The 14,292-nt window shown below is 69.9% G+C and carries 16 protein-coding genes; 6 read left to right on the top strand and 10 right to left on the bottom strand.

Features of this window, described 5'->3' with window-relative positions:
- Window positions 1-212 precede the first annotated feature (212 nt).
- Window positions 213-836, top strand: coding sequence for an RDD family protein (locus OG588_RS30695; protein ID WP_405950084.1), 624 nt, complete (start codon window positions 213-215; stop codon window positions 834-836).
- A 220-nt stretch (window positions 837-1,056) separates the two neighbouring features.
- A complete protein-coding gene (locus OG588_RS30690; RefSeq protein WP_405950083.1) occupies window positions 1,057-1,521 on the top strand; it encodes an ALF repeat-containing protein in 465 nt (154 codons plus the stop codon).
- Here the strand turns inward: OG588_RS30690 and OG588_RS30685 are convergent.
- Genes OG588_RS30685 through OG588_RS30675 form a run of 3 tightly spaced genes read right to left on the bottom strand, consistent with a single transcriptional unit; the run spans window position 1,518 to window position 2,851 of the window.
- Window positions 1,518-1,799, bottom strand: coding sequence for a DUF397 domain-containing protein (locus OG588_RS30685; protein WP_405950082.1), 282 nt, complete (start codon window positions 1,797-1,799; stop codon window positions 1,518-1,520). The genes OG588_RS30690 and OG588_RS30685 overlap by 4 nt on opposite strands.
- 25 nt (window positions 1,800-1,824) lie before the next feature.
- A complete protein-coding gene (locus OG588_RS30680) occupies window positions 1,825-2,019 on the bottom strand; it encodes a DUF397 domain-containing protein (RefSeq protein WP_405950081.1) in 195 nt (64 codons plus the stop codon).
- Complete coding sequence (locus OG588_RS30675) at window positions 2,000-2,851, bottom strand: helix-turn-helix domain-containing protein (protein WP_405950080.1); 852 nt, start codon at window positions 2,849-2,851, stop codon at window positions 2,000-2,002. The genes OG588_RS30680 and OG588_RS30675 overlap by 20 nt, the downstream gene beginning before the upstream one ends.
- Window positions 2,852-2,960: 109 nt before the next feature.
- On the opposite strand from OG588_RS30675, the gene OG588_RS30670 reads away from it, so the two are divergent.
- Window positions 2,961-3,170: a hypothetical protein gene (locus OG588_RS30670; protein WP_405950079.1), complete on the top strand. Its 210-nt coding sequence runs from the start codon at window positions 2,961-2,963 to the stop codon at window positions 3,168-3,170.
- A complete protein-coding gene (locus tag OG588_RS30665; RefSeq protein WP_405950078.1) occupies window positions 3,167-3,592 on the top strand; it encodes an ATP-binding protein in 426 nt (141 codons plus the stop codon). The genes OG588_RS30670 and OG588_RS30665 overlap by 4 nt, the downstream gene beginning before the upstream one ends.
- 263 nt (window positions 3,593-3,855) lie before the next feature.
- On the opposite strand, the gene purH is transcribed toward OG588_RS30665, so the two are convergent.
- Both purH and purN read right to left on the bottom strand, forming a co-directional pair.
- Entirely contained in the window at window positions 3,856-5,430 is a 1,575-nt protein-coding gene (gene purH / locus OG588_RS30660) for a bifunctional phosphoribosylaminoimidazolecarboxamide formyltransferase/IMP cyclohydrolase (RefSeq protein WP_405950077.1), read from the bottom strand.
- Window positions 5,427-6,056, bottom strand: a complete 630-nt coding sequence (purN, locus tag OG588_RS30655; protein WP_405950076.1) for a phosphoribosylglycinamide formyltransferase — start codon at window positions 6,054-6,056, stop codon at window positions 5,427-5,429. The genes purH and purN overlap by 4 nt, the downstream gene beginning before the upstream one ends.
- A 318-nt stretch (window positions 6,057-6,374) precedes the next feature.
- On the opposite strand from purN, the gene OG588_RS30650 reads away from it, so the two are divergent.
- Window positions 6,375-7,163 carry a hypothetical protein gene (locus tag OG588_RS30650; RefSeq protein WP_405950075.1) on the top strand — a complete coding sequence of 263 codons (789 nt, stop codon included), beginning with the start codon at window positions 6,375-6,377 and terminating at the stop codon, window positions 7,161-7,163.
- A gap of 13 nt (window positions 7,164-7,176) precedes the next feature.
- On the opposite strand, the gene OG588_RS30645 is transcribed toward OG588_RS30650, so the two are convergent.
- Window positions 7,177-9,072, bottom strand: coding sequence for a DUF6350 family protein (locus OG588_RS30645; protein ID WP_405950074.1), 1,896 nt, complete (start codon window positions 9,070-9,072; stop codon window positions 7,177-7,179).
- A 96-nt stretch (window positions 9,073-9,168) separates the two neighbouring features.
- Here OG588_RS30645 and OG588_RS30640 point away from each other — a divergent pair, with 96 nt between their 5' ends.
- Window positions 9,169-10,347 (top strand): sigma factor-like helix-turn-helix DNA-binding protein, encoded by a 1,179-nt coding sequence (locus tag OG588_RS30640; RefSeq protein WP_405950073.1) that lies wholly within the window; start codon window positions 9,169-9,171, stop codon window positions 10,345-10,347.
- A gap of 317 nt (window positions 10,348-10,664) precedes the next feature.
- Here OG588_RS30640 and sucD read toward each other — a convergent pair whose 3' ends face one another.
- From sucD to OG588_RS30620, 4 genes are all read right to left on the bottom strand, one after another.
- Complete coding sequence (gene sucD, locus OG588_RS30635; RefSeq protein WP_019055633.1) at window positions 10,665-11,549, bottom strand: succinate--CoA ligase subunit alpha; 885 nt, start codon at window positions 11,547-11,549, stop codon at window positions 10,665-10,667.
- Window positions 11,550-11,571: 22 nt separating this feature from the next.
- A complete protein-coding gene (gene sucC, locus OG588_RS30630) occupies window positions 11,572-12,750 on the bottom strand; it encodes an ADP-forming succinate--CoA ligase subunit beta (protein ID WP_019055632.1) in 1,179 nt (392 codons plus the stop codon).
- Window positions 12,751-13,184: 434 nt separating this feature from the next.
- A complete protein-coding gene (locus OG588_RS30625; protein ID WP_405950072.1) occupies window positions 13,185-13,346 on the bottom strand; it encodes a hypothetical protein in 162 nt (53 codons plus the stop codon).
- 80 nt (window positions 13,347-13,426) lie between these two features.
- A complete protein-coding gene (locus tag OG588_RS30620; protein WP_405950071.1) occupies window positions 13,427-14,275 on the bottom strand; it encodes a hypothetical protein in 849 nt (282 codons plus the stop codon).
- Window positions 14,276-14,292: the final 17 nt, after the last annotated feature.

Raw genomic sequence — 14,292 nt, 5'->3', positions numbered from 1 at the left:
TACACCCCTGGGTGCACACGGATGCGTCCCCATGATCACTGATGTTGCACTTACACAACACCTATGGAATGCCGCTGGACAAATTCCAGCCTCGGCTAGAACGATGAACGCCGCAGTACTGCGGTAGGTGTTGGGGGGCAAGCCGCTCATCTTGTGACATTCCTCCGCGCGATCCGCATCGTCCCCGCATTGCCAACGGAGGAAAACCCGCCATGAGTTACGACCCGAACAACCCCTACGGGCAACCGCAGCAGAACCCCCAGCCGGGCTACGGCCAGCCTCAGGGCCAGCCCGGGTACGGCCAGCCCCAGGGCGGCCAGCCCGGCTACGGCTACCCGCAGGGCGCCCCCCAGGGTGCTCCCCAGGGCGTCCCGCAGCAGGGCTACGGCTACCCGCAGCAGCCGGCGTACCCCGGTTACCAGCAGCCCGGTTACGGCGCGACCCCGCCGTACGCGAACTGGGGCCAGCGCTTCCTCGGCACCCTGGTCGACGGCCTCGTCTTCGCCGTGCCGTACGCCCTGTACATCGCCGGCGCCGCCAGCAAGAACGCCGCGCTGACGGGCATCGGCGGCATCATCCTCCTCGGCCTCTTCATCTGGCAGCTGATCCGCGAGGGCCGCACCGGCCAGACGGTCGGCAAGCAGGCGCTGGGCATCCGCCTGGTCCGCGAGAGCGACGGCCAGCCGCTCGGCGTCGGCATGGCGTTCGTCCGCCGCCTCGCCCACTTCGTGGACGGCATCACCTGCTACATCGGCTTCCTGTGGCCGGCGTGGGACGCGAAGCGTCAGACGTTCGCGGACAAGATCTGCGGCACGATCGTGATCCGCACCCAGTAATTCACCGGTTCGCGCGTTTTCCCCGGGGGTCGTGTCACCACGTGGTGACACGACCCCCGGGCGTTTCTCCGGTTCTTCTCTGGTTCTTCTCCAGTTTCTCTCCGGTCTACGGCAGGAACGGCGGCGGCAAGACTGCCTGTACCCGGCAATGACTTCCCGACCGGTGCGGTGCGAAGATCACCCCTTGCCCAAGTCCCCTTCTCGTGAGGCAGGTTCACCAGTGAGACCCCTCCGTCGAGCCGTCCGCCACACCGCCCTGCTCGTCGCGGCCACCGCCGTCGCCCCGGCCCTCTTCCTCGCGGCCCCGGCACACGCGGCCGACGCGACATCCACGTCCACCGCCGTGGCCGCGTACACCCCGGTCGACCCGACGACCGTGGACACCCTGTCGGACGACGACCTACGGATCGCGGTCCTGCGCATCCTGGCGGACCCCGACTCCGGCAAGGGCGTCATCCGCGAGGCGAACGAGGCGCTCGACGGCACGGTGGACGACCTGCGGACCTTCCTGAAGACCGGTTACCGCCTGGCCCAGGCGGAGGACGACCGGGTCGCCGTCTTCCGCATCCTCGCCGACAAGACGATCAGCCCCGCCCTGCGCGCGGCGGCGGAGGCGGTGATCGACGGGACGCCGGAGGAGTTGCGGTACTTCATCGAGGTGGGCCAGTACGAGGTGGACGCCTAGACAGTCCCGGCCCAGTCGACGAAGGGCGCCCACGCGGGCGCGGGGATGAACAGCGCGGAACCGTCCGGGACCTTGGAGTCCCGGACGGGGACGACGCCGGGGAGGTCGTCGCGGACTTCGAGGCATTCGCCGCCGCTGCCGTTGCTGTAGCTGCTTGCACGCCAAAGGGCAGCGCCAGGAATGGCTCCAGCGACCTCGACACATTCGCCGCCCGTGCCGTTGCTATAGCTGCTCCTACGCCACACAGCAGTGCTCAAGTCAGGCCCTGTGCTTGCCATTTCCGTGATCCTCCGAGGTGGACGGCTAGGCAGTACCGGCCCAGTCGACGAAGGGCGCCCAGGCGGCGGCGGGGATGAGCAGAGCCGACCCGTCCGGGACCTTGGAGTCACGGACAGGGACGAGGCCGGGGAGGTCATCACGGACTTCGAGACATTCGCCGCCAGAACCGTTGCTGTAGGTGCTCTTGCGCCAGCTCAAGTCATGCTCGGTGCTTGCCATTTCGGTAGTCCTCTGCCGCTTGCTCGATCATGGTCAGGGACGCATCTGGCGGTAGCGCCGCGGCCCTGAGCAGATCGTACGACCTGCGGTAGTCCTTCACGAGGGCTGGATAGTCGATCAGTTGACCGCTGTGCAGACCCTCCGTGTACACCACGGGCGGCGCATCCGGGAAGGTCATGGTCCGGATCATGCCCATCATGAACGGGTGGGCCGCCGCCGTTTCCGGCAGGATCTGCAAAACGCCCTGATTGCGGTTGATCACCTGCCCAATGTGCTCCAGTTGGACCGCCATCCCTTCGGACGGCAGCAGCGGCTTACGGATCAGCGACTCGTGGAGCACCACCCAGAACGAAGGACGCTCGTCCCGCTCCCAGAGCTTCGCGCGGTCCAGGCGGGCCGTGACCTGCTTCTCGACGGTTTCCGGCGGCAGCCAGGGCAGCGAGGTACGGACAACCGCCTTGGCGTAGCTCGCTGTTTGCAGCAGTCCGGGGATGAGCATCGGCGCCCAGTCCTCAATCGACCCCGCGTGCTGCTCCATCTCGGCGACATCCGCGAAGTACTCCGCATGCCCCGACTGCTTCGCCTTCCGGGCGTCTTCACAACGCCGCTCGAAAAAGCCGTCCGTACCGAGCCGCCTGTCGACGTGCTTGGCGAGATCCAACGGCATCCGCCGCTCACCCCGCTCGATCAGGCTCAGAAACGGGATGCCAAAGAAGCTTCCCTCCGCCAACTGTTCGAGCGTCAGGCCCGCCTCTTCCCTCCTGAAGCGCAACTCCGCGCCGTAGAAGGAAGGGACATTCGCCGACGCGTCGGTGTCCTTGCGTGGGGGCACAACTCACCACCGCCTTTTGCCAGTTCCCGGGTGCAACCCAAACCTCTGTCACGGTACGAGATTCCGCGTCACTGTGTGAGTGATTCGTCACAGAGAGAGGCGTACGTCCATGACCAGCCCCTACACCCACGAGGCCACCGCCGAAGTAGCCGAACTCCAGGCCGCGTTGAAGACACACGGGATCATCCTGCCGTCCCTCGGGCTCGATCTGCCCTCCGTCGTGCAGTCCTACGGCGCCCCCCTCGTCGAACTCGGGAACTGCAACCTCGACACCGCCAGGGCCCTCACCGCCGCCCTCCGCAAGGCGGCCGACCGGTGACTCCGCTGACCCTGGAGCTCCTCGCCGTACCCAAGGTCGTGCCGGAGGCCCGCCGTGCCGTACGCGCACACCTCGGCGTCCCGTGTCCCGAAGTCCAGCTCTGCGTAAGCGAGTTGCTGACCAACGTGATCCGGCATCTGGGCGAGGGCACCCCGGTGACCCTGCGGGTGACGTGCGAAGACGGCCGTACTCGAATCGCCGTCACCGACCCGGAACCGTACGCCTGGCTTGTCGTACGCACGGCCGGACCCTACGACGAGAACGGGCGCGGGCTCGTGCTGCTCGGCGCGCTCGCCGTGGGGTGGGGCGTCGAGCAGGGGCCGGAGGGCAAGACGGTGTGGTGCGAACTCGACGCGCCGGCAGACGATCACGGCGGTCGACGCACGGAACACAGGGCGTCGGTGACGCGTCGCCGAGAGTGACCCCCCACCCCGACACCCTCCCCCCAGAAGTGTGACACTTCACGCCAAAGTGTCACACTTCCGCACCCACCCCCCTGCCCCCTCAGACTCGTTGGCGCCATATCACCTTTGCCGCATTCAACCGTGCGCGGGGCGAACGCCTCGAAGTCCCCAAGTCGCCCCACGTACCTGAACGCACGACGGCGGCCCATCGGAAACCGGACTCCGATGGGCCGCCGTCGCCGTACGCGTGATCCGACCAGGCTCACGTGATCCGACCCAGCTCAGTGGAAGAAGTGCCGCGTCCCCGTGAAGTACATCGTGACGCCCGCCTTCTTCGCGGCCTCGACCACCAGCTCGTCACGGACCGAACCGCCCGGCTGGACAACGGCCTTGACGCCGGCCGCGGTCAGGATCTCCAGCCCGTCCGGGAACGGGAAGAACGCGTCCGAGGCCGCGAACGAACCCCGGGCCCGCTCCTCGCCCGCCCGCTCGACGGCGAGTTTCGCGGAGTCGACCCGGTTGACCTGCCCCATGCCGACGCCGACCGAGGCGCCGTCCTTGGCGAGCAGGATCGCGTTGGACTTCACCGCGCGGCAGGCCTTCCACGCGAAGGCGAGGTCGGCGAGGTCGGCCTCGGAGAGCGCGTCGCCCGTCGCGAGCGTCCAGTTGGCCGGGTCGTCGCCGTCGGCCTGGAGGCGGTCGGTGACCTGGAGCAGGGCGCCACCGTCGATGGGCTTGACCTCGGCCGGGTGGGAGGGCGCGGCCGGAGCCTTCAGAACCCGGATGTTCTTCTTCTTGGCGAGGGCTTCGAGGGCGCCGTCCTCGTAGTCCGGCGCGACGATGACCTCGGTGAAGATCTCGGCGACCTGCTCCGACAGCTCCTTGCTGACCGGCCGGTTGACCGCGATCACACCGCCGAACGCCGACAGCGGGTCGCACGCGTGCGCCTTGCGGTGCGCCTCGGCGACGTCCGAACCGACCGCGATACCGCACGGGTTGGCGTGCTTGATGATCGCGACACAGGGCTCGTCGTGGTCGTACGCGGCACGGCGGGCGGCGTCCGTGTCCGTGTAGTTGTTGAACGACATCTCTTTGCCGTGCAACTGCTCGGCCTCGGCGAGGCCCGTGCCCGTGCCGTCGACGTAGAGGGCCGCGGGCTGGTGCGGGTTCTCGCCGTACCGGAGCGTGCTCTTGCGCTCCAGGGTGGCGCCCAGGAAGTCCGGGAACAGCGAGTCGTCCACGGGCGCGTAGGAACTCGCGAACCAGCCGGCGACGGCGATGTCGTACGACGCCGTGTGCTGGAACGCCTCTGCGGCGAGCCGCTTGCGGGTGTTGAGGTCGAAACCGCCGTTCTGTACGGCGTTCAGGACGTCGGCGTAGCGCGCGGGGCTGGTGACGATCGCGACCGACGGGTGGTTCTTGGCGGCGGCGCGGACCATCGACGGGCCGCCGATGTCGATCTGCTCGACGCACTCGTCCTGGGACGCGCCCGAGGCGACGGTCTCCTGGAACGGGTAGAGGTTGCTGACGACCAGGTCGAAGGGGGCCACGCCCAGCTCGTCGAGCTGCTGACGGTGGCTCTCCAGGCGCAGGTCGGCGAGGATGCCGGCGTGCACCTTGGGGTGCAGGGTCTTGACCCGGCCGTCCAGGCACTCGGGGAAACCGGTCAGCTCCTCGACCTTGGTGACGGGGACACCGGCCGCGGCGATACGGCCGGCGGTGGAGCCCGTGGAGACGAGCTCGACGCCCGCCTCGTGCAGGCCGCGGGCCAACTCCTCCAGGCCGGTCTTGTCGTAGACGCTGACGAGCGCGCGACGGATGGCCCGCTTGCCGCTGTCGATGTTCTCGGCGGTCACTGGATAACTACCTTTCGTCCCTCAATGCGATAGCCGTTGCGGGCGAGCCGCCCCACGACATCGACGAGCAGCGTGCGCTCGACTTCCTTGATGCGCTCGTGCAGAGCGCTCTCGTCGTCCTCGTCCAGGATCTCGACCACGCCCTGAGCGATGATCGGCCCGGTGTCGACGCCGTCGTCGACGAAGTGGACGGTGCAGCCGGTGACCCGGGCGCCGTACGCGAGCGCGTCCCGTACGCCGTGGGCTCCCGGAAAACTGGGCAGCAGGGCGGGGTGCGTGTTCACGACCCGGCCGCCGAAACGGGCCAGGAACTCCTTGCCCACGATCTTCATGAACCCGGCCGACACGATCAGGTCGGGCTCGTACGCGTCGGTGGCCTCGGCCAGGGCAGCGTCCCACTCCTCGCGGGTCCCGAAGTCCTTCACCTTGCACACGAACGTGGGCAGCCCGGCGCGCTCGGCACGGGCCAGCCCCTCGATGCCCTCCCGGTCCGCGCCGACGGCCACGATCTCGGCTCCGTACGCCTCACTGCCTGCGGTCTCGATGGCGTCGAGGAGCGCCTGCAGATTCGTACCGGATCCGGAGACCAGCACGACGAGGCGCTTGGCCACGGGCTTGGCGGCCACGGCGGGGCCCTTTCTCGGGGGAGCGTCGTCTTGTGCGGCCGACTCGTGCATCCGTACGTCTCGCGCGTTTACTTGTGCGTTCATACGAATGCTTCGCGCCCCGGGATACGGGGAAGTCTACGAAGCGGCCGACCGTCAGCAACGATACCGGCACACCGGACAGCCCCCACGGGACGGGGGCGTGGCCGGAAGGTAGCGTCTGGGGAGAGCGGGTTCGGGAACGCCGTTGTCGTGCGAGGCGTTCACGGAGTGACAGCTCACGTCGGAGAGACGTATTCAGCAAAGAGACGTATTCAACAAGGGGAAGACGCTCACTTGATGCCGGACCGCAGTCTGCGACTCCTCACGTTCCCCCCGCAGTCGTTGCAGGGAGGGGAGCGCGACACCGTGCTGCTCCGGGAGCGGCCCTCGTCGCCGCCCGACGCGCCCTCGGACGGGAAGAGCGGCGCCGGGCAGGACGACAACCCCTTCGCGCCGCCGCCCGAGGGCACCCCGGACCGGCCGTGGCAGCCGCGGCGCCCGGAGGGCCGCGAGGACGGCGACGCCCCGCAGGACGACGGCGGTCGTTCGCCGTGGGGCAGTCAGTGGAGCGACCAGCAGCCGGGGCGTTCGTCGGGCAACTTCGGCGACCGGCCCGGCGGGCCCACCGGACAGGGCGGCCCCGAGGGCCCGGGCACCGGCGGCCCCGGTCAGGGCGGCACGCGCTGGGACCCGACGGACCCGGCCCAGCGCCGCGCCCGTTACGCCCTGTTGAGCGGCATGTGGGCCTTCTTCTTCGTCCTCTTCGGCTGGCCGTACGTGGCCCTGCTGCTCGGCTCGCTGGCCCTCTACTGGGGCGGCAGCGCCCTGCGCGCCAAGCCCCGCACCGGCGACCCGGACACCCCGGCGGTGCCCGAATCACAGGCCCGCCCGCAGACGACGGCGGCGATCAGCGGCCTGGTCACCGCGTCGCTGGCGATCGCCCTGGTCGCCGCGATGTTCGTCGCGCAGCTGGTCTACAAGGACTACTACACCTGCGCCAACGACGCCCTCACGAACCAGGCCAAGCAGTCCTGCAACACGCTGCTGCCGAAGGAGCTGCGAGGGTTCCTGGGCACCGCCAACTGACAGGCGGTACTGGTCAGTTCGTCCCCTTCGTATCGTTCACATCGGGCGGCCGCGGCTCGTCCGAGCGTTCCGACGGCTCGGGCTCAGGTGACGTGGACGCCTCCCGCAAGGCCGCCCAGCGGGCCTCACGGGAGGCGTCGTCGTACCAGGGGGTGGGCGTCGGCTCCGACGGCACGTCGACGGGCAGGAAGTCGTACGGGTCGAACGTGGGGTCGTGGTCGTAGGCGATGTACGGCTGCTCGACGGGAGCCTGCGCCGGTACGGGCACCGGGACCGGCTGCCCCGCCTTCTTCGGCTTGCGCGCGAACCGACCCCGGCCGACCGCGAAGGGCCGCCGGAACCAGCGTTCCGAGGCACCGGGGACGGGGACGGGGGTGGGAGTGGAGGCGAGGGCAGAGGCAGGGGCGGAGGCGGCCTCAGCTTCCCGCGGCTTCCCGATAGTCGACTGCCCGCTCGTCGACTGCCCGCTCGTCGGCGTAGGCACCCGGCGTTCCCGCAGCCGCCACGCCCGCAGCCCGACCGCCGTAGGCACCGCGACCCCCGCGATCCACGCCAGCGCCGCACCCCCGGTCTGCCACCACACCGGCCCGAACCGCGCGAGCGCGGCACCCCCGAGCGGCCCGCCGGACAACTCCGCGAGCAGCGCCAGCACTACGGCACACAGGGCGGCGGCGAGCAGCGCGGTGGCGGCGGTGCGGCCCTGCGCCCAGGGGACCGGGGCTGAAGGAGCCTGCGTCGGCTGTTGGCGGAGCCCGGCACCGGCCGCCCTCCGCTTCGTCTCCTCCGGCAACTCGCCCGCGCCGTCGCCCCGTTGACCCGCGGTACCGCCCACCGCTACCCGTGCCACGAACCACCCCGCCGTCACCCCGGCCGCCACCGGCACCAGCGCCGCGAGCCAGTTCAGCGGGGTTCCGGTGCCCGCGTCCGGGACCGCGGCGAGGAGCGGGAACGGTGGGAGGAGCGGGGCCGGGGCCGAGGAGAGCGGGGCGACCGTGTGGTGCACGCCGAGCGCGAAACCGGGGCCGAGGGCGTAGGACGCTGACCACACGGCCGCGTTGGGGATCAGCGCGAGGCAGAGCAACAGCACGGCGAACCGGCCCGACAGGCCCTCCGTCAGCTGGAGGAAGGAGGTCCGGGCAGCGCCGCCGTGCCAGACCAGGGACGCCCCGAGCAGCAGCGCACCGCCCCCGACGAGGACCGCTGTACCGAGACCGGCGGCACGTGCGGCGGTGCCGATACGGGCCCGGGACTCACGGGCCTCCGGGCCGAGGACGAGCCGCCGCAACCCGGCCGGCAGCAGGATCAGCACGCTCAACACGGGTTCGCGCGGGCGCCCGTACGCCTTCCACACGCCCGAACCGGCCGCGCCCGCGGCGAGCAGCGGCAGGCAGATCGCGGTCCAGCTCCAGGAGGGGGAGAGTTCGCCGCCGGACGCGTAGAGGGCGGCGGCGGTGCCGACGGCGAGGTAGCCGAGGGCGACGCCGGTCCAGGCGGTACGGGCGGCGATCGGGGGCGGGCCTTCCGGGTCGTCCTCACCGTCTCCCCCTCCCAGCACCGCGTGCCGTGCCGCCCGGTGCAGCAGCCACAGTGGCAGGGCGAGGAGGAGGAGCGGGGTGACGCCCACGGGGGCGGGGACTCCGGAGAGGGTGTCGGCGCGGACGAGTTCGACGCCGTGCGCGAGGAGCCACAGGGCGGCGGCCATGTGCAGGGCGCCGCCGGGCCCGCTGTCGGGGTACGGCGAACTGATCCACAGCACCATCACGAGCACCGCGAACGAGCCGAGCCCTAGCCCCGCCGCGACCGCGCCACCCAAGAGGCTGGCGGCCAGTCCGGGGGATCGGTCGCGCATCCGGGTGAGCAGGGGCGACAACAGCGCTCGGCGGTGGGTCATCGGCATCACGCCCGCCATGCTCCCAACGACACGCGCTTTCTCGTCGTAACAGGCGAACCTCGGAAGTGTCGCTCAATATACGTTTATGTACTTTTTCGTACGAAGGGGCGTCCGGTGACGCAGAGCCCTGCAACCCCGCTCCCTCCGCCCAAGGAACGCCGACGCCTGCGCGAGGCGGGCTCGCTGACGCAGGCTCAGGTCGCCGAGCGGGTGGGCGTCAGCCGCGAGACGGTGCGCGCGTGGGAGACCGGCCGCACCAACCCACGCGGCCGGAAACGGGAGGCGTACGCGAAATTGCTCACCAGCCTGGGTGAAGAAGAGACCGTGACGAAGCCTCCGGCTATCGAGGTGGCCGAGGTTGAGGTGGTGAAAGTCGAGGTGGTCGAGGTGGTCGGGGTGGTCGGGGCGTTCGAGGGCAAGGCGGTGGACGACACCGCCGTACTCGAACCCGTCCCCGTCCTCGCCCCCGTACCGATCGAGAAACCACCCCGCGCTCCCCTGACACCCGCTCAGGCCTTCGACGCGCTCTACGCGTTCTGCGCCCCCGCCCTCGTACGGCAGGCCTATCTGCTGACCGGGCGGCGCGAGTTGGCGCGGGAGTCCGTCGAGCGGGCTTTCCAGGTCGCCTGGCAGCGCTGGCCCGAGGTGGCGGTCGACCGCGACCCGGCGGGCTGGGTGCGCTCGGTGGCGTACGAGTACGCCCTCTCCCCCTGGCACCGGTTCCGCCCCAGATACCGCCACCCGGAGCCCCCGCCCCCCGACACCGCCGACCGCGCCCTGCTGACGGCCCTCCTCAAACTCCCGCCGTCGTACCGCCGCACGCTCCTCCTCTACGACGGGGTCGGGCTCGGTCTCGCGGAGACCGCGGCGGAGACGGAGGCGAGTACGCCGGCGGCGGCCAACCGGCTGCTGCACGCGCGCGAGGCGCTCGCCGCGCAACTCCCGGACCTGTCCGATCCCACCGAGTTGCACCGGCGGATGACCGAACTGGCCTCCACCGGACGGCTGCACGCGGCCAAGCCGCCGACGGTTCGCTTCGTCGGCGAACGCCGGACCGTGTTCTGGACCCGGGCGGCGATCGCGTTCACGGTGGCGATCATCGGCGCGACGACGTTGACCGTGCGGACAGCTCCGACGCACTACGAACCGCCGGTGCCGTTGGGGCAGCGGGTGGAGGGGGTGCCGCCGCGGGTTGTGCAGGGCGCGTTGTCGGAGGAAGAGGTGGCTCTACGGGACCGGTTGCGGACCGGCATGACAAGCGGTCCGGAGAGACTGGCACCGCTGGGTCGGTAGTTCGTCGACTGCCGCCCGGTGGGGGCTGGTCGCGCAGTTCCCCGCGCCCCTTAAAAACGCAGGCTGACCCATGTCTTTCAGGGGCGCGGAGAACTGCGTCCCTGAAAAAGCGCAGGGCAGCCGGTGTTTTTTAGGGACGCGAGGAACGGCGTCCCTAAAAAACGCAGGGCAGCCGGTGCTTTCAGGGGCGCGGGGAACTGCGCGACCGGCCACGACACACACGCACCCGCCAAGCAACCGGACCAGGCACCCCATGACGCGCGATGGGCCCGCCCCAACCCACGGAGCGAGCCCATCAACGTTCAGCTAGCTACAGCTCAGCCGGCCAGGATCTCGCGGGCCAGCTTCGCCGTCTCGGTCGGGGTCTTGCCGACCTTGACGCCGGCGGCCTCAAGGGCCTCCTTCTTCGCGGCAGCCGTACCGGAGGAACCGGAGACGATGGCACCGGCGTGGCCCATCGTCTTGCCCTCGGGCGCGGTGAAGCCCGCGACGTAACCGACGACCGGCTTCGTCACGTTCTTCGCGATGAAGTCCGCCGCCCGCTCCTCCGCGTCGCCACCGATCTCACCGATCATCACGATGAGGTCGGTGTCGGGGTCGGCCTCGAACGCAGCCAGCGCGTCGATGTGCGTGGTGCCGATGACCGGGTCGCCACCGATGCCGACGGCGGACGAGAAGCCGAGGTCACGCAGCTCGTACATCATCTGGTACGTCAGCGTGCCGGACTTCGAGACCAGACCGATACGGCCCGGCTTCGTAATGTCACCCGGGATGATGCCGGCGTTCGACTGACCCGGGGTGATGAGACCGGGGCAGTTCGGGCCGATGATCCGCGTCTTGTTGCCCTTCGCGACCGCGTACGCGTAGAACGCGGCCGAGTCGTGGACGGCGATGCCCTCGGTGATGACGACCGCGAGCGGGATCTCGGCGTCGATCGCCTCGACGACCGCGGCCTTGGAGAAGGCCGGCGGTACGAAGAGGACGGATACGTTCGCGCCCGTCTTCTCGATCGCCTCGGCGACCGTGCCGAAGACCGGGATCTCGGTGCCGTCGACGTCGACGGACGTGCCCGCCTTACGGGGGTTGACGCCACCGACGATGTTGGTGCCGTCGGCCAGCATGAGCTTGGTGTGCTTCATGCCCGTGGAGCCGGTCATGCCCTGGACGATGACCTTGCTGTCCTTGGTGAGGAAGATAGCCATGGCTGTGTCTGTCCCTCTTCCCTTACTTCGCAGCCGCGAGCTCGGCGGCCTTGTCGGCCGCGCCGTCCATGGTGTCCACGCGCTGGACCAGCGGGTGGTTGGCGTCGGAGAGGATCTTGCGACCCAGCTCGGCGTTGTTGCCGTCGAGGCGGACGACGAGGGGCTTGGTGACTTCCTCGCCCTTGTCCGCGAGCAGCTGCAGCGCCTGCACGATGCCGTTGGCGACCTCGTCGCACGCGGTGATGCCGCCGAAGACGTTGACGAAGACCGACTTGACGTCGGGGTCGCCCAGGATGATCTCCAGGCCGTTCGCCATCACGGCCGCGGACGCGCCGCCGCCGATGTCGAGGAAGTTGGCCGGCTTCACGCCACCGTGGTTTTCACCGGCGTACGCGACGACGTCCAGGGTGCTCATGACGAGACCCGCGCCGTTGCCGATGATGCCGACCTCACCGTCGAGCTTGACGTAGTTGAGGTTCTTCTCCTTGGCGGCCGCCTCAAGGGGGTTCGCCGAGTCCTTGTCCTCGAGCGCCGCGTGGTCCGGCTGGCGGAACTCGGCGTTCTCGTCGAGGGAGACCTTGCCGTCGAGGGCGATGACCTTGCCGGAGGCGACCTTGGCGAGGGGGTTGACCTCGACGAGGAGAGCGTCCTCCTTGATGAAGGTGTCCCACAGGGTCACCAGGATCTCGGCGACCTGCTCGGCGACGTCGGCCGGGAACTTCGCCTGCGCGACGATCTCACGGGCCTTCTCGATCGAGACACCTTCGTTGGCGTCGACCGGGACCTTCGCGAGGGCCTCGGGGTTCTCCTCCGCGACGACCTCGATCTCCACGCCGCCCTGGACGGACGCCATGGCGAGGAAGGTGCGGTTGGTGCGGTCGAGGAGGTACGAGACGTAGTACTCCTCGACGATCTCGGGCGCGGTCTCGGCGATCATCACCTTGTGGACCGTGTGGCCCTTGATGTCCATGCCGAGAATGTCCGTCGCCCGGGCGACTGCCTCGTCCGGGGTGGCGGCGAGCTTCACGCCACCGGCCTTGCCACGGCCGCCGACCTTCACCTGGGCCTTGACGACGGACTTGCCACCGAGCCGCTCGGTGGCTGCGCGGGCCGCCTCAGGCGTGTCGATGACTTCACCGGCCAGCACCGGTACATCGTGCTTGGCGAAGAGGTCCCTCGCCTGATACTCGAACAGGTCCACGCGCTTCCGTCCTCAGTGATATCGCGGTTCGTTGGATGCGTGGGCGTGCCGCGAAGGGCAACGTGACGTCCGCTGTCACAAGGGAGGCGCACACGGTGACCGAGCGCGCGGCATGTCCGTCTCGCAGGTTATCGCTGCTTGCAGGGGGCCCCTAAATCGAGGGTCACACCTGAGCGGTGATACCTGTCACATGATGCCGGTTTTTGTGACACGGAGTGCCGCGGACGGGACGTTCGGGCAGGTCGTTCGGGTGGGTGTTCGGGCGCCTGGCAGGTGAGTGGGTGGCGCGCGAGTGGGTGGCGCGCGAGTGGGTGGGTGGTTCGGGCGGGGCCTCACCGGGTTGGGGTTGGCCCGGCGAGGCCCCATACCGTGAGACGCGCTCCGGACAGACCGACGGCATTCGGCCGTCCGGGGTCACCGCCTCACGGAGTCGGTCACTCCCCGTGCCGAACGGTCCGGGCGCAGACATTGCGTGCGGCCCGTGCACCCTGGATGGCCGCGGCGGCCCTGACCCTGGACTCCCTCGGGACGGAGACATGGGCGTCGACGAGGCGTCGTCGGAGTTCGGCAGGGGTGGTGTCGATGTTCGTGCTCATGCGCGCGTCGGTTCCTCAGGCATCGCAGAAATGGGGACATGGCGACATTCCGGGCAGCTCGACTGCCGGAAAGACCCTGCCTAGCCTGGGAAAACGGGAACGTCCCGGTACCTGTCCCGCGTCTCGCCCACGTCCGCACGCGCGGCGGCACCGGGCACGATCCGCACCGGCACCCGGTTGTCCAACGTCACGGCATGCGCGTCACAGTGCCGCGACGACCCGTTGTCCGCACCATCGGTGTCACCGTTGGGCGCCGGACGCTGGGTCGGGGTGTTTCCCGCGCAGGCCGACGGGGCGTGACGTACGACCGCATGCCCTACGGCGCCCAACGCATCGGCGGTGTCCGCGACGAAGCGCGGCCCGTACGTGGCGCCCACTCCCACCGTGACCTCGGCAGGCCTCGCATCCGAACGGTGCCCACCGCCCGAAGGCCGCGGGACCGACCGGACGGGCGTCGGCACCGACACCGGCGCCGTGTGCGCCGGAGGCGTCTGCACCGGAATCACCGGCTGACTCGGCACTGCGGGGACCGAGGGCAACGCGGGCAAGGCAGGCGGCGTGGGCAACGAAGGCGCCTCGGTCAACACCTCGGTCACCGTCTTCGTCACCACGTCACTCACGGGCCGCACGACCCGCTCCACGGCGTCCGAGACCGGAGCCAGCACCGGAGTGAGAACAGGGACCGAAGCCGGAACCGGAACGGGACCCGGCTTGACCACCTCGGGGGAAACCGGAGCCACCATCGGAATCACCGGCCGCTGCCCCAGAACCCCGTCCGCCGCCTGAGCCTGTCCCCCGAAGACAACGCCGAGCACGAACAACCCGCCCGCCAACAGGGCGACTTGCAACACCCGTTGGCGCACACGTCGCCCAACCGCCGTACGCATCACGCGCAGGGCGGCACCGGACAACGCGGCGGGCCAGTTCATGAGGCGACGATCCTTGC

Source organism: Streptomyces prunicolor (genome assembly GCF_045162825.1).
GTDB lineage: Bacteria > Actinomycetota > Actinomycetes > Streptomycetales > Streptomycetaceae > Streptomyces > Streptomyces prunicolor.
Note: the sequence above shows the minus strand (reverse complement) of the source record. Positions and strands in the feature narration are given on the sequence as shown.